Origin of the sequence: Paraburkholderia sp. A1RI-2L (genome assembly GCF_048957375.1) — a bacterium.
GTDB lineage: Bacteria > Pseudomonadota > Gammaproteobacteria > Burkholderiales > Burkholderiaceae > Paraburkholderia.
In genome coordinates this window covers 852271-870663 of sequence record NZ_JARBTA010000004.1, presented here as the reverse complement: position 1 = coordinate 870663, position 18393 = coordinate 852271, and the positions used below count along the sequence as shown (strand labels likewise).

Sequence of the window (18393 nt, the reverse complement as noted above, 5' to 3'; positions counted from 1 at the left end):
CATGGGTTCGTCGCTGCTCATCGTACTTCCACGGAATACGGCAGTTATCCGGTCACCCTTCAATCCGACTGAATCGACGGAAGTGATTCTTGTGTTTCCGGTTATGCCGAATCCCATGGGTTCATTTTTTGCCATTGCGCCCTCACATAAATGATTCATAGTCATGCCTGAATGTGCGGGACTACAATCCAGTCCCACCCGGTTTGGGTCGAGAACCGATGCTTCACGCGGTCGAGATAGTAGGATGGAACTTTCACCCCCGGTGTATAGACGCCTGGCCCCATCAGCGTTGTTCGACCAATGCCCTGCCACTCATCACGATTGGTATTGCCAATGACGGATGCAAATTTGAGTGTCTGCGTCGCGGCATCGATGTAGTTCTTGTGAATAGCCCCTCCCTGATCGAAATATTCATCGGGAAATGAAAAAAGGTGTCCGGCGTCATGTTGCTGGACATGTTCAATTGGTATAGGTATCCATTTTTTGTTCACGCTATCGAATTGCACATTCGTCTCCCCCCAATTTCCCGCGTCTGCGCGCTCGGCGCTAGGATAGAGGTTCACCTGAGCGTAGTGGCGCTCATCAGCCTTTGTGACGAAGTCGACTGCGAATCTGACCGCGACCTGCGTCTGGCATCCACTTGCGTCAGTGAATTTTGGGCAATTCCTGATCGTGAGTTTGTATCGGTTGGCGTTGAAAAACTTCTCGATCGTTGACTTCATCTCCGGCAGATATGTGATTTCCTTCGCAGAGCGTGGTTCCTTGATAAAGGTATCGGAAAAATTGGGATTGGTATCCCTGTCTGATTTATAGGAAACAAATTCAACCGCTTTAGGGTTCGCAGGATCTACCTTGCGTACGCGCATCGGAATCACTGCACAATAACCTTCATGGTGATAGTTTGGGTCGCCCGATCAAACCCGATATCGAACGTCCCACGCGCGCCCGCAAGTTGAACGAATCTTTGCTTGCCAGTTTCATCTAGCCAGGGCCGGCCGTTTTCGAGCAAGCCCCAATAGTTCCCGGACTCCATATCCCATGTTACGGTCGAGACGGGGATATTCTTCAAAGTGTGCTCACACGGTTCGTCACTGGCAGCCTTGACTGGAATGGCTCGCGCAGTACCGGGGGACGATTGCCCAGGTGTGCCAGCAGGCGCACTATCTGACGCAGCAGGCGCATTCCCGGCAGCCTTTGGTTCGCCAGCGGTACGTTGCTGTGCTGGTGCAACTGGCGTCGCTGGCATAGTGTTTTCCCCCGGCCCCGTTCCTGCAGGCATGGCCGCAGCCAGCGCACCGCACGATAGCTGCACGGGATAAGGTGCAATCGGTGCAAGGTGTGACGGGACCAACATGGGGCCATCGGTTGCGCACCCAGATGGACGTATTCCCGTGATGGTTGCCCTCGCGGTCCAACGCGCCCTGGATTAGCACGCGGTTGTACGCATCGATCGCCATCGGAATCTGCTTCCACCCAACAATCACCGCATGTTCGTACCCGTCGATGCGTGGACGCGGTGTGACCTGCGGCATGCGATACGGCTCGCGCGTCGGGTGGAGTTCGAACTGCGTGTCAAATTCATATTCCACTGCTCTGCCGTCGAACTTCGACGACAGCCCTTGCATTCCCCGGATATCGATCCTGCAATTCAGCACGAGATATTTGCCGTTTGCTTCGGCGAACGGGTGGTCCGTCAATTTGAATGTCCTGCCGGGCTCGATGCCGCGCAGCGCGCCGCGGCCCTTCGCACGCATGCGCCCGCAGCGTGCGGCTTCGAGTTTCACGCGGGCGAGATGCTGCGCCTCCCCGCGGCGGTCCAGGACTTTCCACCGGCTCTGTGCGGTAGTGGGTGGTCTCCGGCTGTGCGTACCCGGCCGGCTCGTAGGATTCGATTCGTTCACTGTCGAAGACGTACTCTTGTCCGTCTCCATGCTTGATGCTGTGCTGCTCGATATTCGCTGTGGGCTTCTTCTTCCCGTCTCGACAATTGCAGGATGATTTTCCGTACGGGCAATTCGCGACCTTGCATATGTATGGAGGTCGTGTAACTCCTGGAGAACCACATTCTCATGTCCCCCTCTGCAATGTCGCGCCGCACGTTGTGGTGTCACCGATGAACGCCACCGGTACGCCGCCGTGCGTGCGCTTGCCCTTCGCGACAATTGCAAAGTCGCCACCGCACTTCGGGCAGCGTACAAGGTGGCCGTCGAGCGCGACGGGTATGCCCTGGTGTGTGAGGTTCGATGCGGCCTCAATGACTTCGCCGCCGTGGTCTGTGGTATCGCCCAGGCGCGCGACCTCGCGCCCCGTTGTTGCGTCTCTCATGATTTTCTGCGGCCAGTCCAGGTAAGGGGCGGCAGATGCTGCCCTCACGCTGGATAGCTTGGGCGAGCTAATTTTTCTTCAACATACGAAAATTCCGAAATATCATTCCAAAACAGATGTGCATTGCATATCGCGCCGCAAGCGTTAAATTCGTTTGATAATCGATAAGAGCGGTCTAATATGGCGATTAGTTCGGACGGTTGATCCAGCCTCGAAAACCGGCCCCGCACAACGCGGGCCTTTTGCTTTTTCTGCTCCCAGTAATCTCCCCCATGCGCGATACCTGCACGGGCACCGCACCACGCCTGCGAAGGCCGTCATCCCGCCGCGTTCGATCCGCAAGACCAGGCGTCGCTATAGCCGTGTGTTGTATCGGACCCGGAACATCGTCGAACGCCTTTTTCAGTCGTATCAAACATTTGCGCTGAGTCGCTACTCGCTACGACAAGTTCGCAGGGAACTATCTCGCCTCCCTGTGCCTTTGACTGCTCGTGAGAGTGTGAACAGAGCCGCCCCTCACAGCGCGCTGGCCAGCGCGCCCATGCCATCGCCGAGACAACCGAGCCCGGCCAACGTCGCCTCGACGGCCACGTCGAGCGGCGTATGCGGCTCGCTACCCAGCGTCGCCACCAGCCTCGTGTTATCGAGTTCAAGCGCTTCACGCCACAGATACCGCATCTCCAGCATCTCGCGAGGCGTGGTGGCAAACGGCGCCGCGGCATAAATCAGCAGCCACGGGAATGGCTTGCGCTGCGCGTGCAAGCCATGGCGTTGCGCGACGCGGCAGATGGCGGCGGCCATTTGTGTGCCGTCGGCGTCCCAATGCCCGGCCATGTGAAAGCGCGCGAACGGCGCGAGTCTTGCGCGCATCTCGATCAATTCGACTATCGTGCGGGCCGCATCGGGTACATAGGCCCACGCGTGGCCGACGCCAGGCGCGCCGGGCTCGCGGACCGTGCGCACGGGCTGCCCCATCTTCACGAAACCCTGCGCAAGCCAGCTATTGCCCACGCGCGGGCCGAAGAAGTCGCCGGCGCGCACGATGATCGAGCGCACGCCATGCGCCGCAGCCGTTTCCAGGCGCTGCTCCAGCGCGACGCGAATCGCGCCCTTGCGGGTGCGCGGCCGCTGCGGCGCGTCTTCGCTCACGAGCGGCAGCGCCTCCGGCCCGAAATTGTAGACGGTGCCCGGCAGCACCACGGTCGCGCCCACGGCCTGGGCGGCGGCGATCGTGTTGTCGATCATGGGCAGCACGAGTTCGGCCCAGCGCTTGTAGCCCGGCGGATTGACCGCGTGCACGATCACCTCGCAGTCCTGCGCGGCGCGCATCACGGCTTCGCGGTCCATGGCGTCGCCTTGCACCTGTTCGTTGCCATGGCCGACGCGCGTGGTCGTGGCCGCGCGGGTTCCGCGTTGCAGCGCGCGCACGCGCCAGCCCGCGCCGATCAGTTGCCGCGCGACTTCGCCCCCGATGCCGCCGGTTACGCCCAGCACGAGCGCCGTGCGGCCTGTTTCGAGAGAGTGCGTTGCCATGTCCGTGCTCCGTTTGAGAGGTGTCGATGGCGTGATTCTGCGCGTCTCGGGGCCAATAAAAAATTGCCTGGAATCGCGTATCGGCTATACATTTATGCATGGCATCGAATCTGAACTGGGAACTCTACCGGACTTTTCTCGCGGTGCTCACCGAGGGCTCGCTCTCGGGCGCGGCGCGCGCGCTCGGCATCACGCAGCCCACGGCGGGGCGGCACGTGGCGGCGCTCGAGGCCGCGTTCGGCCAGCCGCTCTTCACGCGCTCGCCCGCGGGCTTCCTGCCCACTGAAGCGGCGCGCACGCTGCGCGGCTACGCCGAATCCATGCGCAGCACGGCGGCGGCGCTCGAACGCGCCGCGTTGGGACAGGGCAATGCCATGCGCGGCGTGGTGCGCGTCTCGGCAAGCGAGATCGTGAGCGTGGAAGTGCTGCCGCCGGTGCTCGCGCAGCTAGGCCGCGCGCATCCGGAACTGGTGGTGGAGTTGGTGCCGTCCAACCGCGTGCAGGATCTGCTGCAGCGTGAAGTGGATATCGCCGTGCGCATGACGCAGCCGCAACAGGAGATGCTGATTGCGCGGCGCATCGGCGAAATTGAGGTCGGAATGCACGCGCGCGACGACTATCTCGCCGGGCGCGGCACGCCGAAAACGCTCGCCGATCTCGCGCAACACACGCTGATCGGGTTCGACACCGTCACGCCGTTCTTGCGCGAGGCCATGCGCAAGCTGCCGTACCTGAAACGCGAGGCGTTTGCGCTGCGCACCGACAGCGACGTTGCGCAGTTGGCGATGATACGCGCGGGCTGCGGCATCGGCATGTGCCAGACCGGCGTCGCGCGGCGCGATGTCCGGTTGCGGCGCGTGCTGCCGCGCGTGTGCGCCCTCAAGCTGCAAACCTGGGTCACGATGCACGAAGACCTGCGCGGCAACCGCCGCTGCAAGGCGGTGTTCGACGCGCTCGCGGGCGGTCTGGAAGCGTATATCGCGAGCGCGCGCGGCTGAGGCCGGGATGGTGTCACGCGGTCGCGACCTCGATAACGGGTTCGCAGCGGACCGGGAAGTTAACCGAGTTCGCGACGTAGCACTTCTCGTGTGCTGTGTGATGGAGTTGCGCGGCAAGGCTCGCATCGTCGCCTGCGCGGATCGTCACGCGCGGGCGCAGCACGACCTCGGTGAAGCGCCCGGGTTCGGGGCCGCCGTCGGTCATGGTGCCTTGCGCCTCGTCCACATAGGCGAGCACGGCGATGCCCGCATCGGCGCACAGGTGCAGATACCAGAGCTTGTGGCACGCGCTCACCGAGGCCACGAGCAGCTCCTCGGGGTTCCAGCGCGTGCGGTCGCCGCGAAACGCGGGGTCCGACGAACCGGGGATGGCGGGCTTGCCCGCCGCTTCGATCGTGTGGTCGCGGCCGTAGTCGCGGTAGCCTGAAGTGCCCGTGCCACGATTGCCGGTCCATTGCACCGTTACCGTGTATTGATGCTCCGTGTGCGCCATTGACGTTCTCCGTGCGGTCGGTCAGCGCGCATTATCCCACTGGCGCGCGAGTCCGGCGTCATGCCTTGACGTCCGGCACAGGCGTGCTGGCCTGCACGACGCGGTTGCGTCCGCCCTGCTTCGCCAGGTAGAGCCGTTCGTCGGCCACGTGCATGAGCGCCTCGTAGTCGATGGGGCCATCCACGGGACTCGCGGCCACGCCGATGGACACCGTGAACGCGATGGCTTCGGGATGTTCGGTGCTGGCGGGCACGGTGACGTCGCGCGTGTGGCCCTCGATCGCGAGGCGCACGCGCTCGGCAACGGCGGTGGCGGCAGCGAGATCGGCATCGGGCAGCAACGCCGCGAATTCCTCGCCGCCCATGCGCGCGGGCAGATCGACGCCGCGCAGGTTGGCGCGCAGGATCGCGGCGAAGATCGTCAGCACGCGGTCGCCGGCCGCGTGGCCGAAGCAGTCGTTGACGCGCTTGAAGAAGTCGATGTCGAGCATGAGCACCGCCATGGGAGCCGGCTGCTGCGGCGCGCGGTTCGCGCGTTCGCGTGCTTCGGCGAAGACTTCCTGAAAGCGGCGGCGGTTCGCGAGCCCCGTTAGCGGGTCGCTGCGGGCGAGCGTTTCGAGCCGCGCGCTCGCCTCCACGTAGTGCCCGAATATATTGGTCACGATGCGCAGCGTGCCGATCAGCAGCAGGCCGAGCACGATCCACGCGGCAATCACCGGGCTGCCCAGCACGCGCCGCGCGGTGGCGATCGTGAGCTCGGCGTTGTCCGTGGCCGCGAGCAGGATCCAGTGCGACTGGCCGATGCGCCGGTAGAGCAGGTACTGGCCGTCGCGTTCGAGATAGCCCGAGCCTTGCCGCATCGACGTATCGACCGATTTCGCCGCCGTTTGCAGCAGGCTGGGGCTAAAGCGTGCCGGACGCTGTGCGATGACCGCGCCGTTGCGGAAGTACACGATGCTCCCATTGGTATTGGCTGATTTCCACGAGCGGGCTGAGCGCCCGAGCGAGCGCGATGTCGCCGGGCAGCGTGGCCTCGTCGCGATGAAAGCCCTCCTGGCCCGCAAGGTTCGCCGCGTTGGTCCCGAACACGGCGGGGCCGCCCAGCAAGCCGGGTACTTGCCAGGCCGGCTGCGACGTTTGTCCGGGTGCCGTTTGCACAGCAGCGCTTTCGACGTCGATGCGTTGCTGCTCCCCCGCGGCGAGCACATGCTCGGCATAGTTGCGCAGCGCCACGAGGTGGCGGCGCTCGGTGTCGAGGAGCGCATCCACGCCCACGGCGCGCACTTCGAGGTCGCGCTGGCGGTTTTGCAGGTCGGAGCGCGCGAGGTTGTAAAGCTGGCGCAACCCCACGAGCGTCACGAGCGCCATGGCGCCGACGAAGCATAGCGTCACCACGAGACGAGGCCGTTTCATGACGATGCTGGAGAAACGGTCGGGCCGGCTTGGGTCTGACGTGCGCTTCGCACTGTGCTGCATGGTGTCACCGACATTACAAAGTGTATGGGTATGTGTCGGCCGGCTGTCCGGTCCATCGTCTGGCGCATTGGCCTGGTCTCATGCGCGAAGCATAGCAGCGTAAAATCATCTTCTCCGATCCAATGCCCCCGATATCCGCCTGTCCAACGGTCTTGCAGCGCGGCGCTGCAATCGAGCCGCAGCGGCAAGCCGCGCATTGACGATTCATCGCGCATTTTTGTGTACAGTTATGTGGCATTTCGCGAAAAAGTCGTCGATTCAAGCGATAATCGCAACGATGGACCTGTTGCGCGTGGCGGCTGGCAGGCAAACGAAAAAAAGCTGCACGGGGACGCTTTTGAACGCCGTATTCAACACTGCCTTACGCGCCTGCGCCACGCGCCGTTCGACGAAAACAAGAATCACGCGACCCATTTATGTATTCGATCTTGCCCGCGTTCGTATCCGCCTTGTTTCTCGGGTTCGGCGTGTACGTATTGCTCACGGAAGGTGTGACGCGCCTCTCGCTGCCGTTTGCGGCGATGTGCGGAACCACCTTCGTCTGGCAAGGCACCTGGGCATTTCTGTTTCAGACTTCGGAGCCTGGCCTGGCGGGCGCGCTCGTCAAGTTCGGCTACCTGTTCATTCTGTTTTTGCCCACCACCTTCTATCACTTCGTGATCGAAGTCGCCGCGCGGCGCAGCGAGCGGCCGCTGCTGTTTGCCTCGTACGGCTTGTGCATCGTGCTCGCCATGGCGCTCGCGGTGAGCGATGAGGTGATCTCGGGTTACGGCAGTTTCTTCTTCGGCAAGTATCCGCGCGCGGGGCTGCTGCATCCGGTGCACGTCGCGCAGACGGTGCTGCTCGCATTGCGCAGCGCGTGGCTGCTGTTCTCCGCGCGACGCCAGAGCCACGCGCACGACCGCCGCAAGCTGCTCGATCTGTGCTTGCTGAGCCTGTGCCTCTATGGGCTCGCTGCTTCCGACTACGCGGTCAATTACGGCCTGGCGTTCTATCCGGTGGGCGCAGTGTTCATCGCCTTGAGCCTCGGCATTCTTGCGGTGACCATCGTGCGCTATGGCCTCATGCGGCCGTATTTGCTCGCGGCGACGGTGGCGCACGAAGTCGCCACGCCGCTGGCGGCCATCGGCATGCACGCCGAGGAAATCGGCAACGTGCTGCCCGAGCTCATGCGCGGCTACCAATTGGCCGTGCAGCACCAGCTATGCGTGGACGGTCTGTATCCGGGGCAGTCGGAGCGTCTTTCGTCGCTGGCTTCTTCGATACAGCGGCAGGTGGACAGCACGAGCACCGTCGTCGAAATGTCGCTGGCATCGTTCACGCTCGACCGGCTCGACCGCCGCAGCTTCGAGGCCTACTCCATCCGTTCCTGCGTGAACGCGGCGCTCGAGCGCTTTCCGTTCCGTCCGGGCGAGCGCGAACTGGTCAAGGTGTTGCCCATCGACCCGCAACTGGAATTTTCGGGCTCCGATTCGCTTATCGTGTTTGTGCTCTTCAACCTGCTCAAGAACGCGCTCTTTGCGATTCACTCGAGCGGCAGCGGCAGTGTGCAAATCTCGGCCTCGAGCGAGGACGGCTATTGCGTGCTGCGCTTTGCCGACAACGGCCCGGGCATTGCCCCCGACGTGCTTCCGCATATTTTCGAGCCGTTCTATTCCACCAAGTCTCACGGCAAGGGAGCGGGCATGGGGCTCGCGTTTTGCTGGCGCGTGGCCCAGGCGCTGGGCGGCGCGATCGCCTGCGAGTCCGAGGCCAACGTGGCGACCACGTTTACGCTGCAACTGCCCGAACCGGGGTCTGCCGCCGACCGCGCGCTTCACGATCCGGGGGGCAAGCCCCGCCGTTGGACGGCGGGGCAGGACTACGTGGGTTGAATCAATTCACGTTTTAATTCGTCCCTGCAGGCAGGACGAGTTCATATTCCTTGACGCGCTCGATGATCCCCGGCGGAAAACGGCGAATCCGCTTGTCGGTGCCGGCAAAGAGAATCTGCTGGTAACCGAGCGAAACGGGGCGCCCGTCCACGCAAAAGCGAAACACCAGATAGGCGGAGCATTGGCGCACCTGGAAGGTGTTCAGATAGCAATCGACGCGTTGAAACGGAAACGTCTCTTGCACATATTCCTGGTGCGCGCGCTTCGTGACGAAGACGCCGCCCGCCGCAAGCAGATTATTGTGGATGCATTCGTGGAACCAGCGCTCGCGGCAAATGCCCTGCCATTCGAAATAGCGGGCGAAATAAGTGTTCATGAAGGCATTCGAGTCCTTGAGGTAAATGTCGATGACATGATGGAAGGTCTTGCTCGGCGTGGCTTCCATGATTTCCGTGCTAAAGCCGTTGGCGCCACGGGAGAGCACGGAAGGGATCGATTCACGGGCATTCATTTCAATACTCCAGTTGGAATTGGCCGCCGGCGGCGGCCACGCATGTCCTCGATGTTTGAAGACATGCGCCAATTCTCTGCGCGTTCCCTTGCCGCCAAAACCGCCTTGATCACATAGTCGCGAGGATCTTTCAGTTGCTTGAGCTTGACAGCTTGCGATAGTCGTATGCAAACGCGCGGGCGAGCGCGGGTGCAAACGATCAGGCGGGTCCGGGCGCACGATGAAGATCGCCTGCGGCGAGCGCAACGGTTGCCGCGTGCGCCCGCAAGGCCGCATAATCTGGCAGCCGGCGGCGCGCCATCCGCAATGAGCAGCATCGATTCGCGCCGTGGGTCTGTTGCGAGCACCGAGGCCATTACATGAGTTCCATCGTCAGACAGCCGGTTTTCTACCCCGTATCCGTGGTTTTTCTCGACGACAGTGCAGACTTTCTCCATGCACTGCGCGGCTTCTTCCCGAATGCCTTCACGCATCATTTCTTCACCTCGCAGTCCGAAGCGCGCGCGTTCATCGAGGCGCAGGGCGCGCGCGGCGCGGGCCACAGCCCGACCTCGGGCGAGCTATGGTCGGAGTTCGAGAAGCGGGGCGGCAATGCGCTGGGCAAGGACGCGCTGGCCGACGCCAGGCGCTTTTTGCAAGTCGCGGCCATCGTGGTGGACTACGACATGCCCGGGCAGGATGGGCTCGAATTTCTCGCCTCGGTGAAAGATGCAATGAAGGACGCCAACTGCACGCGCATCCTGCTTACCGGCACCGCCGACGAATCGCATGCCGTGGATGCGTTCAACGCGGGGCTCATTCACTTCTACCTGAAGAAGTCCGACCCGGGCATGGCGCGCAAGCTCGCGCAGGCGCTTGCCAATGCGCAGCGCAAATTCTGCGCGGGGCACGGGCATATCGGCGTGCACGGAGTGGGCGCGGCCTATACGGACCGGGGCGTGGCCGAGGCACTCGATGCGCTCGTGCTGCGCGAGCGCATCGTCGAATATTATTGGCGGCCCGAGCAGAACGCAGTGCTCACGTTCGATGTAACGGGCCAGGCGGGCGTATTTCTGGCATGGGACGCGCACGATTGGGCGGCGCAATGCGAGGTCTTGACCGACGAGGGCGGGCCCGCCGCGTTGCGCGAGGAAATGGAAGAACGCCGCATCATGCCGGTGTTCTGGCCCAACGAAGCGTACCGGCCCGGCATGGCCAACGTGGAATTCGCGGTGCCGCAGCCGGCGCCGGGCGCGCCGGATACCTGGGTCAGCTGGACCCGTATCGGCAGTGCGGACGTGGTGCCGGAACTCGTGCCCTACGCGAAGTGGTTGCGTATGCAACGGATGCACTGACTTCGCGCTAACTTCGCGATGTAATCGTTGGTGTGGTAGCGTGTCTGGCACGCGCGCAGCCACAGGTTATCCCCCGGACACTCCCATGCAGACCACCGAACTCGCCAACTGGAACCAGTTCATGGAGCTGACGACGCAGCTCGACGGCTGGGCATTTCGCGGGCAGCAGAACGCCCAATGGCGGCTGGAGAGCTCGCTTTCGCGGTACATGCGCGATTTCGTGGGCGACCGCGGCCAATGGCGTGCACGCGAGGAGCGCGCGATTCGCGTATTTCGCCGCAAGGCGCACAACTTTCTCGCGCATCCCGGCATACTCGCCGACGATCTGCGCTGCCTCGCGCTCATGCAGCACCACGGCGCGCCTACGCGGCTGCTGGACTTCACCAAGAGCCCGTTCGTGGCGGCTTTCTTCGCGCTCGAGCGCGCGACTGGCGACGCCGCCGTCTATGCACTGAACACCCCCGCGCTCTGGAACAATCGTGCGCGTCCGAAAGCCGATCCCGTGCTCACGCGCGACGTGATCGACCCACGCGTGCCCGGGCACTTCGAGCGGTATTTTTTCTGCAATACCAATGAAGTGCTGTGGTCGGGCGAGCCCACCGAGATGGACGACCGGCTCGTGGCCCAGTCGGGCACTTTCGTCGTGCCTGGCGTGATCGACAAGCCCTTGCAGAGCATTCTCGACGGCTACGAGAGCAACGAGGAACTGCTGCATCAGATCGTGCTGCCCGCGCGCATCCGCATGGACGCGATGAAGTGGCTCTACCGCATGAACATCACGAACGCTTCGCTGTTTCCGGGGCTGGACGGGCTCGCGCGCTCGATCGGCGTGGAGCTGGAGATCATGTGGTCGGGGATGATGCAGGCGCAGCAGTGAGGGGAGTTACAGGGCGTCTATGCCTTCGCCGCGCGCGTCCAGATCGTCCTGCAACTTGCGCAGCACGAAATCGGCGCGTGCGGCCACATCGGTTTTGGGTACGAGCGTGATTTCGTAGCCGAAGGACGGCCAGGCGGCGAGCAAGCGTTCGTATTCTTGCGTGGCGCTCGCGAAGTCATGACGCCGCGCGTCGTCCTGCACATAGATCTCGGGCCACGGTGGCGTGACAAAGACCCGGTGGTGATAGTGCCGTTGCGTGCCGCTCGCCCCTGCGGTAAGCGGACGTCCTTCGAGATGCGCTCGTGCGGCCAATGCGTCGATCAGGCCGCGATCGAAAAAGATCCAGCCACAGGCGCCATGCGTATCGACGCTTGCCAGATCGGCATGCGCGAGGTCGATAGCGCGCAACAGGAAAGCGCGCAGATCGACCCACGGCAGCGCGTGACCGTTGCTGCGCAATTCAGCTTCGACGATGCGTCTGCCCGGCTCTTCCAACACTGCATGACCGCGCTGCGCGAGTTCGGCGAGCAGCGCGGATTTGCCGCCTCCCGAACAGCCGGAGATGACCACACGGCGATCCCCATGGCCGCGCCGCGCGCTCACGACGCCTCGGCGCGCGGCAGATTCAGGTTCGGCGCAAGACGCGTTGCCTTGAACTCCGTGACGGCATAGGTAGCGAGCCCCAGTCCGGCGAACGGATCGGCGGCGAGGATGGCGTCGAGCCGCGCACGCTCCATGTTCGATGCGAGTATCACGCCGCCGTCGCGCGGCACCTTAGGTCCTGCGGCCACGAAATGACCGGCGGCGAACTGCGCGTTGAGATAGTCCCGGTGGGCCGGCAGGGCGTCGTCGATGCGGTCGAGCGAGGCGGTGTAGGTCAGCGAGACGATGTACATGGGGCGCTCCAGATTGAATTCCTGTAGCGCATTGTAGTGGCTCGGCGTCATCGCGGGAGTCACCGCGTGCGCCGCGCTTTGCGCGGGCGGTCCGCGCGCCCCTTGCCCGCATTCGCGTCGGGGGCGGCATCCCCGTACTCGGGCGGACGCTGGGGCATGCGCATGAGGTCGAGACGCTGCCCGTAGTGCGCTGAGGCATGGTCGGACGCATTCGAAGGCGGAGCCGGACCCACGATTGGACTTCGTTGCGCGGCAAGCGTACGCTGGGCAGCCTGCTGGCTGCATCGGCATCACGCCTTACCGCCTTACGCTTTACGCCTTACCGACAGCGAGCCCATCGCATGAAACCCCGCATCAGCGTCATTACGCCAGGCGTCGACGATCTCGAAGCTTCATTGCGCTTTTACCGCGAGGGTCTGGGCTTACCCACCGAAGGCATCGTGGGCAAGGAGTTCGAGCACGGGGCCGTGGTGTTCATCGACCTGCAACCCGGCTTCCGTCTGGCGCTCTGGCCGCGCGCGAGCATGGCTCACGACATGGGGCTGGCGGTGGGGCCGGCCAGCCCTACCGAGCTAAGCCTCGGTTACAACGTTGCTTCGAAAGCCGAAGTGGATGCCGCCATGGCGCAAGCGGCTTCGGCTGGCGCGCGCGTCGTCAAGCCCGCGCACGACACATTTTGGGGCGGCTACCCAGGCTATTTCCAGGACCCCGATGGGCATCTCTGGGAAGTCACCTGGAATCCGCAGTGGCTTGAATCAACTCCCTGAAGGCGGCGCCTGTGCCGTTCAGCACCACACGACGCGATCGTATGCGACGGTGCGCCGGTAAACGTTCTTGCCGAGCCAGCTCGAGTATTCCATGTACGCGCAGTCGAGCACTACGATCCAGTTGGTCACGTTCATTTTCATCCCCCATCAACCATCGTTGTTTGAATGCAAGACTAGTCTACGGCCGCGATTCGTGGGACGAATTCACAAGCAAAGCGAGGTAAACCGCTCAGTTCTCGCATTTGCGTTGCGTGCCCGCAACTGTGCCGCCCAGCGCATGCCTTGCCGGTCTCCTGCATTTGACGCCGCAACTGCGATGCCTGGGCGAGCTCTATGAGGCGAGGCCCGCGCCGCCGTTGCCGCTTTTCTATGACGCCGATCCCGCCTTCGGTCCCGCGGCCGCATAGCGGCTCGCGTCCTGGAAGAAGGCGCGTTCGGCGGCCTTGTTCATCACGAGAATGCTGATGCGCCGGTTCAGCGGGCTGTCCGCGGCGTCTTTGTCGAGCGGCAGCACGTCGGCCACGCCGCGCACCTGCAGCAGCCGCTCCTCGTGCAGGTGGCCCGCCACCAGTGCGCGCCGCGCGGCGTTGGCGCGCTCGCTCGAAAGCTCCCAGTTCGAATAGCCGGCGAGGCCGCCCGAATACGGTACCGAATCGGTATGGCCGGCGATGGATACACCGCTCTCCACGTCGTTCAGCGCGCTGCCGATCTCTACGAGAATCGCGTGCGCGTAGTCTTCGAGCTTCGCGCTGCCAGTGGCGAACATTGGGCGCTTGAGCGAGTCGACGAGTTCGATGCGCAGGCCTTCGTCGGTGATCGTGACGCGAATCTGGTCCTTGAAGGCGCTGAGCGCGGGTTTCTGCTCAATTAGCGTGGCGAGCCGCGCCTTCAGTTGCGCGAGACGGGTGCGGTCGCTGGCCGAGGCTTCGGCGTTCAGGCTAGGTTTCGCAGATACGGGCACCGCACGCGCCGCCGATGGCTGGGCGTTGGCACCGCCTATGGCGGGCACCCGGTTCGAGAGATCGTGACCGCCGCCCTCGATCACGCTCGGGCTCGGGTTTGCCGAATTGGGCTTGCCGCCCAGCATGCTGGAGAGTGGTGTGTTGAAGTACTTTTCGATGCCGTCGCGGTCGTACTGCGAGGTCGAGCCGAGCAGCCACATCAACAAGAAGAACGCCATCATGGCCGTCACGAAGTCGGCATAGGCAATTTTCCATGCACCGCCGTGGTGGCCCTCGTGGCCGCCTTTTTTCACGCGCCGCACGACGAGCGGGGGCTTGCTGCTCTCGCTATCCCGCGCGCCGCGTGCGCCTGGCTGTCGTTCGGCCATGTTTCGTCTCCCCTGGCGCTCAGGCCTTCACGGTTTTGGTCGCGCGCACGGTCTCGTCGAGTTCCTGGAAGCTCGGGCGATCGGCGGTGAAGAGCACCTTGCGGCCGAACTCCACGGCCACCGACGGCGCATAGCCCGCCAGCGAGGCGAGCAGCACGGCCTTCACGCATTGATACGGCTTGGACGCGGCGCGGCCCTTGGCATTGAGCAGATCGGCGAGGGGGCCAACGAAGCCATAGGCGAGCAGGATGCCGAGGAAGGTGCCCACCAGCGCCCCGGCGATCATCTCGCCGAGCACGGCGGGCGGCTTGCCGACCGAGCCCATCGTGTGCACGACGCCCATCACGGCGGCCACGATGCCGAACGCAGGCAGGCCGTCGGCCATTTTCTGGATCGCGTTGGGCGCGACCGAGACTTCGGCGTGATGCGTGTCGAGCTCCTCGTCCATCAGGTCCTGCATCTCGATGGGGTTCACGTTGCCGCTCGACATCATGCGCAGGTAGTCGACGATGAAGTCGAGCAGGTGATGGTCGGCCAGCACGCGGGCATATTTCTGGAAGATCGGGCTGTTTTCCGGTGCTTCGATGTCGGCTTCGAGCGCCATCATGCCGTCCCTGCGCGCCTTTTGCAGCAGCTCATAGAGCAGCGCGATGAGCTCCAGATACTGCGCCTTGGTATAGCCGCCGCCCTTGAAGCAGGTCGGCAGCGCCTTGAGCGTCTTGCCGAGCGTCGCGCGCGGGTTGCTCACCACGAAGGCGCCAATGGCCGCACCGAAAATGCATAGCAGTTCGAAGGGCTGCACGAGCGCGGGTAGATGACCGCCCACGCCCACGAAGCTCCCGATCACCGATCCGAGTACCAGGATCCAGCCGATTGCGACGAACATAATGTTTTCCTTTGCTCCCTGAAAGTCAAATGGCTCTGCGTCGCGCGGCATGAACGCTGGAGTGGCGAAGCGCGAATTTTGCTGCTTGCGAGCGTGATCTCATGATGGTTGCATTCACATGAATGCATGGCCATCTTTACGGCGGCGGCACGCATTGCTGAAGCCGGTCGAGGACATTTTTTTGCGGGGCTGGATCAATTCGCGGCTTCAAATAGATTTGGTATCCGAAACAATGGAAGAAAATTGCCGAAGCGCGCGACGCATGGGTGGGGAAAGCGTCGCCGCACCGCTCGCGCAGGGCGGGCTGAATCCGCACTTACCCGAAGCCCTTAGCCCGAAGCACGGAACTGGGGCCACAATCCGCCACGACCCGGCGGGCGCGCGGCGGTACAATCCGGGCTTCGCGTTCCGCCGGGCGCGCTTCCCGCACGCCGCGCACCGCACGGCAACGCATCGCAATGACCCCATCCACGCCGCCCCAACTCATGCAGACCACGCCAACGCAGACCACCGCCACGCCGCTCGACCGGCTCATGGAGCAAGTCCTCGCGTTCCGCGACGCGCGCGACTGGCAGCAGTTTCATACGCTGCGCAACCTGATCGTCTCGACGAGCATCGAGGCCGGCGAACTGCTGGAAACGATCCAGTGGAAGGACGACGCGCAGATTGCCGCGCTGATAGCCGACCCGCAGGGCCGTGCGCATCTCGAGCAGGAATGCGCCGATGTGTTTATCTACTTGTTGCTGGTCGCGCATACGGCCGGTTTCGATCTGGTGAAAGCGGCGGCCGACAAGGTGAGGCTGAACGAAACCCGCTATCCAGTCGACAAGGCGAAAGGCAATGCGAAAAAGCATAGCGAGCTTTAATGCGTGAATGGCGCACGGAACGAGGGCTCAAGCCTGCGCGCCCGCTTCGGTCTCCTGGCGCGGGCGCAACCCGCTCACCGCGGCAGTCAACCCGTGCCCGTCCGCATTGTTGCGCAGCACGAGCTGCAGGCCGTGACGCTGCGCGATGCGCATCGCAATCGAGAGGCCGAGCCCGCTGCCGGTGCCTTGCACATGGCTCGCGCGATAAAAGCGGTCGAGCACGCGCTCCAGATCCTCCTCCGGGATGCCGGGCCCGTTGTCGATGACCTCGAAGCCCAGCTGCTCGCCGGTGCGCGTGAGCACGAGATCGATCTTGCCGCCGCGCGGCGTATAGCGGATGGCGTTGTCGAGCAGATTGTTCAGCAGCGTGATGAGCCCGTGCGGGTCGGCGGCCACGTTGCAGGCATCGCCTTCGGTCACGGGCGCGCGCATTTCGAGGCCGAGGTCGATGTCCTTATCTTCGGCGAGCAGCGAGAAGTCGCCGATCGCCTGTTGGCCGAGCCGGCGCAGACTCACCACAGCGACGGGCAGCGCCGGCTGCGCGTCCTCGCGCGCGAGCGTGAGCAACTGCTGCACGAGTCGGATCAGGCGGTTCAGGCGGGTTTCGATGCGCCCGGTCGTGTGCGGCTCGCCGGTGAGCGTGCCGTCGCGCAGCGCCGCCTGCAACTGGAGCTTGAGCGCCGCGAGCGGCGAGCGCAGCTCGTGTGCGGCGTCGGCGATAAAGGTGCGCTGTGCCTGCGAAGCCGCGTTCAGGCGCTGCAGCAGGTCGTTGAGAGCCTCCACCAGCGGGCGCAGCTCGATGGGCACCGAGCCGTCCAGTCTGATCGGCTCCAGCACGTTGTACGAGCGCGCGGCCAGCAGGGTGGAGAGGGCGCCGACGGGCGCGAGGCCGCGCGCGACCACGAGCAGCACGAGCACGATGGCCACCGGCACGAACAGCGCGAGCGGCCAGAGCGTATGCAGTGCGAGGTGCAGCGCCAGCGTTTCGCGCACGGAAATCGGCTGGGCCACTTGCACGAAGCGCGCGGTTTGCTGCACGCCGAAGGTGCGCCAGTGTGTTTCCGCCCGCTCGATCGTATGGAATCCTTCCGGATTGCGCGGCAGCGGCGCGTCGTGCGAGGTGTGATAGACCGGCGTGCCGTTGGCGTCCCAGATCTCGATGAGGATGCGGTCGTCGGCGATGCCCTGCAGGTCGGGCGCCGCGTGCGCCGTATGACCTGCGGTGAGGTTCGACGGCAGCGAGAGCGCCACGGCGCGCAGTTCGTAATCGAACAGTTCGTTGGCTTCGTCGTGCGCAGTGTGAAAGATGCCGAAGCCCGCCACCGCCGAGCCGGCCGCGAACCCGCAAATCAGCCAGCCCAGCAGCCGGCGGCGGATCGATCTCATTCGCCCCTCTTGAGCCGATACCCCACGCCTCGCACCGTGACGATCTGGTCCGCGCCGATCTTGCGGCGCAGGCTGTGCACGTGCACTTCGATCGTGTTGCTGCCGACTTCCTCGCCCCAGCCGTAGAGCCGTTCTTCGAGCTCTGCCTTGGTGAACACGCGCGCGGGCTCCTCGATCAGCACGTGCAGCAACGCGAACTCGCGCGGCACGAGCGAGACCGGCTCGCCGCGCTGGGTCACCTCGTGCGCGGCCGGGTCGAGCGCGAGGTCGCCGTGCTCGTAGACCGGCTGCTTGCGGCCCGTGCGCCGCCGCAGCAGCGCACGGGCGCGCGCCGCGAGTTCGTCGAGATCGAAGGGCTTGACGAGGTAGTCGTCGGCGCCCGCGTCGAGTCCGCCCACGCGGTCGGTCACGCTGTCGCGCGCGGTGAGGATCAGGATCGGCGCGTCGCCGCCGCGCCGGCGGTAGGCGGCCAGCACGCTCACGCCGTCCTTCTTCGGCAGGCCCAGGTCGAGCAGCACGAGGTCGTAGACGTCGTTGGCGAGCGAGAGTTCGGCCTCGCGCCCGTCCTTTGCCCAGTCGACGGCATAGCCTTCGCGGCGCAGCGCGTCGAGCACGGGCTCGGCAATCATTTCGTCGTCTTCGACGAGCAAGAGACGCATCGTGTTGCTCCAGGTTGCTGCTTCGATCCGCAATTGTCGCTCAGTTTTAGTTGCACACATGGCACAGCCTCCACGTCTTCTGCTGCTTCAGCCGCTCCGGTGCCGTGTCGTGCGTGCCCGTGCCCAGCAGCACGAGCGACATCTGCCGATCAAGCACGAAAAACGCGTGCTCCCCGGTGCAGA

The 18393-nt window shown here is 64.0% G+C and carries 20 protein-coding genes and 1 pseudogene; 7 read left to right on the top strand and 14 right to left on the bottom strand.

What is annotated here, in order from left to right; genetic code table 11:
• Positions 1 to 161: 161 nt before the first annotated feature.
• From PWP93_RS32445 to PWP93_RS32435, 3 genes are all read right to left on the bottom strand, one after another.
• The gene (locus tag PWP93_RS32445; protein WP_421047648.1) at positions 162 to 866 is read right to left on the bottom strand and encodes a hypothetical protein; all 705 of its coding nucleotides are present in this window, start codon (positions 864 to 866) and stop codon (positions 162 to 164) included.
• A gap of 294 nt (positions 867 to 1160) precedes the next feature.
• Positions 1161 to 1931 (bottom strand): contractile injection system protein, VgrG/Pvc8 family, encoded by a 771-nt coding sequence (locus PWP93_RS32440; RefSeq protein WP_421047647.1) that lies wholly within the window; start codon positions 1929 to 1931, stop codon positions 1161 to 1163.
• A 136-nt stretch (positions 1932 to 2067) separates the two neighbouring features.
• Entirely contained in the window at positions 2068 to 2325 is a 258-nt protein-coding gene (locus PWP93_RS32435; protein ID WP_421047646.1) for a PAAR domain-containing protein, read from the bottom strand.
• Positions 2326 to 2620: 295 nt separating this feature from the next.
• Between PWP93_RS32435 and PWP93_RS32430 the strand changes: the two are divergent.
• Positions 2621 to 2750 (top strand): annotated as a pseudogene (locus PWP93_RS32430) (IS5/IS1182 family transposase); the annotation flags it as partial.
• A gap of 91 nt (positions 2751 to 2841) precedes the next feature.
• Here the strand turns inward: PWP93_RS32430 and PWP93_RS32425 are convergent.
• Positions 2842 to 3858: an NAD-dependent epimerase/dehydratase family protein gene (locus tag PWP93_RS32425; protein WP_421047645.1), complete on the bottom strand. Its 1017-nt coding sequence runs from the start codon at positions 3856 to 3858 to the stop codon at positions 2842 to 2844.
• Between the two features lie 98 nt (positions 3859 to 3956).
• Between PWP93_RS32425 and PWP93_RS32420 the strand changes: the two genes are divergently transcribed.
• Positions 3957 to 4856 carry a LysR family transcriptional regulator gene (locus tag PWP93_RS32420; RefSeq protein WP_421047644.1) on the top strand — a complete coding sequence of 300 codons (900 nt, stop codon included), beginning with the start codon at positions 3957 to 3959 and terminating at the stop codon, positions 4854 to 4856.
• A 13-nt stretch (positions 4857 to 4869) separates the two neighbouring features.
• Here PWP93_RS32420 and PWP93_RS32415 read toward each other — a convergent pair whose 3' ends face one another.
• The 3 genes from PWP93_RS32415 to PWP93_RS32405 are packed head-to-tail and all read right to left on the bottom strand — an operon-like array spanning position 4870 to position 6761.
• Positions 4870 to 5349, bottom strand: coding sequence for an OsmC family protein (locus PWP93_RS32415; RefSeq protein ID WP_421028218.1), 480 nt, complete (start codon positions 5347 to 5349; stop codon positions 4870 to 4872).
• Between the two features lie 58 nt (positions 5350 to 5407).
• Entirely contained in the window at positions 5408 to 6301 is an 894-nt protein-coding gene (locus PWP93_RS32410) for a diguanylate cyclase (protein ID WP_421047643.1), read from the bottom strand.
• Positions 6252 to 6761, bottom strand: a complete 510-nt coding sequence (locus PWP93_RS32405; RefSeq protein ID WP_421047642.1) for a hypothetical protein — start codon at positions 6759 to 6761, stop codon at positions 6252 to 6254. The genes PWP93_RS32410 and PWP93_RS32405 overlap by 50 nt, the downstream gene beginning before the upstream one ends.
• A gap of 479 nt (positions 6762 to 7240) precedes the next feature.
• Between PWP93_RS32405 and PWP93_RS32400 the strand changes: the two genes are divergently transcribed.
• On the top strand, positions 7241 to 8698 hold the full coding sequence (locus PWP93_RS32400; RefSeq protein WP_421047641.1) for an ATP-binding protein: 1458 nt from the start codon (positions 7241 to 7243) through the stop codon (positions 8696 to 8698).
• Between the two features lie 13 nt (positions 8699 to 8711).
• Here PWP93_RS32400 and PWP93_RS32395 read toward each other — a convergent pair whose 3' ends face one another.
• Positions 8712 to 9209 (bottom strand): acyl-CoA thioesterase, encoded by a 498-nt coding sequence (locus PWP93_RS32395; RefSeq protein WP_421028758.1) that lies wholly within the window; start codon positions 9207 to 9209, stop codon positions 8712 to 8714.
• A 359-nt stretch (positions 9210 to 9568) separates the two neighbouring features.
• Between PWP93_RS32395 and PWP93_RS32390 the strand changes: the two genes are divergently transcribed.
• Together PWP93_RS32390 and PWP93_RS32385 are read left to right on the top strand one after the other, a co-directional pair.
• Complete coding sequence (locus PWP93_RS32390; RefSeq protein WP_421047640.1) at positions 9569 to 10543, top strand: response regulator; 975 nt, start codon at positions 9569 to 9571, stop codon at positions 10541 to 10543.
• Between the two features lie 85 nt (positions 10544 to 10628).
• Positions 10629 to 11420: an FRG domain-containing protein gene (locus PWP93_RS32385; RefSeq protein ID WP_421047639.1), complete on the top strand. Its 792-nt coding sequence runs from the start codon at positions 10629 to 10631 to the stop codon at positions 11418 to 11420.
• Between the two features lie 6 nt (positions 11421 to 11426).
• Here PWP93_RS32385 and PWP93_RS32380 read toward each other — a convergent pair whose 3' ends face one another.
• Entirely contained in the window at positions 11427 to 12023 is a 597-nt protein-coding gene (locus tag PWP93_RS32380) for an AAA family ATPase (protein ID WP_421047638.1), read from the bottom strand.
• Positions 12020 to 12316, bottom strand: a complete 297-nt coding sequence (locus tag PWP93_RS32375; RefSeq protein ID WP_421047637.1) for a YciI family protein — start codon at positions 12314 to 12316, stop codon at positions 12020 to 12022. The genes PWP93_RS32380 and PWP93_RS32375 overlap by 4 nt, the downstream gene beginning before the upstream one ends.
• A 341-nt stretch (positions 12317 to 12657) precedes the next feature.
• On the opposite strand from PWP93_RS32375, the gene PWP93_RS32370 reads away from it, so the two are divergent.
• Positions 12658 to 13083, top strand: a complete 426-nt coding sequence (locus tag PWP93_RS32370) for a VOC family protein (RefSeq protein WP_421047636.1) — start codon at positions 12658 to 12660, stop codon at positions 13081 to 13083.
• Between the two features lie 367 nt (positions 13084 to 13450).
• Here the strand turns inward: PWP93_RS32370 and motB are convergent, their stop codons facing one another.
• Together motB and motA are read right to left on the bottom strand one after the other, a co-directional pair.
• Positions 13451 to 14413, bottom strand: coding sequence for a flagellar motor protein MotB (gene motB, locus PWP93_RS32365; protein ID WP_421047635.1), 963 nt, complete (start codon positions 14411 to 14413; stop codon positions 13451 to 13453).
• 19 nt (positions 14414 to 14432) lie between these two features.
• Entirely contained in the window at positions 14433 to 15299 is an 867-nt protein-coding gene (gene motA / locus PWP93_RS32360) for a flagellar motor stator protein MotA (protein WP_421028210.1), read from the bottom strand.
• A gap of 458 nt (positions 15300 to 15757) precedes the next feature.
• Between motA and PWP93_RS32355 the strand changes: the two genes are divergently transcribed.
• A complete protein-coding gene (locus tag PWP93_RS32355) occupies positions 15758 to 16165 on the top strand; it encodes a nucleotide pyrophosphohydrolase (RefSeq protein WP_421047634.1) in 408 nt (135 codons plus the stop codon).
• A gap of 27 nt (positions 16166 to 16192) precedes the next feature.
• On the opposite strand, the gene PWP93_RS32350 is transcribed toward PWP93_RS32355, so the two are convergent.
• Positions 16193 to 17551, bottom strand: a complete 1359-nt coding sequence (locus PWP93_RS32350) for an ATP-binding protein (RefSeq protein WP_421047633.1) — start codon at positions 17549 to 17551, stop codon at positions 16193 to 16195.
• The gene (locus tag PWP93_RS32345) at positions 17548 to 18210 is read right to left on the bottom strand and encodes a response regulator (protein WP_421047632.1); all 663 of its coding nucleotides are present in this window, start codon (positions 18208 to 18210) and stop codon (positions 17548 to 17550) included. The genes PWP93_RS32350 and PWP93_RS32345 overlap by 4 nt, the downstream gene beginning before the upstream one ends.
• Positions 18211 to 18393 lie beyond the last annotated feature (183 nt).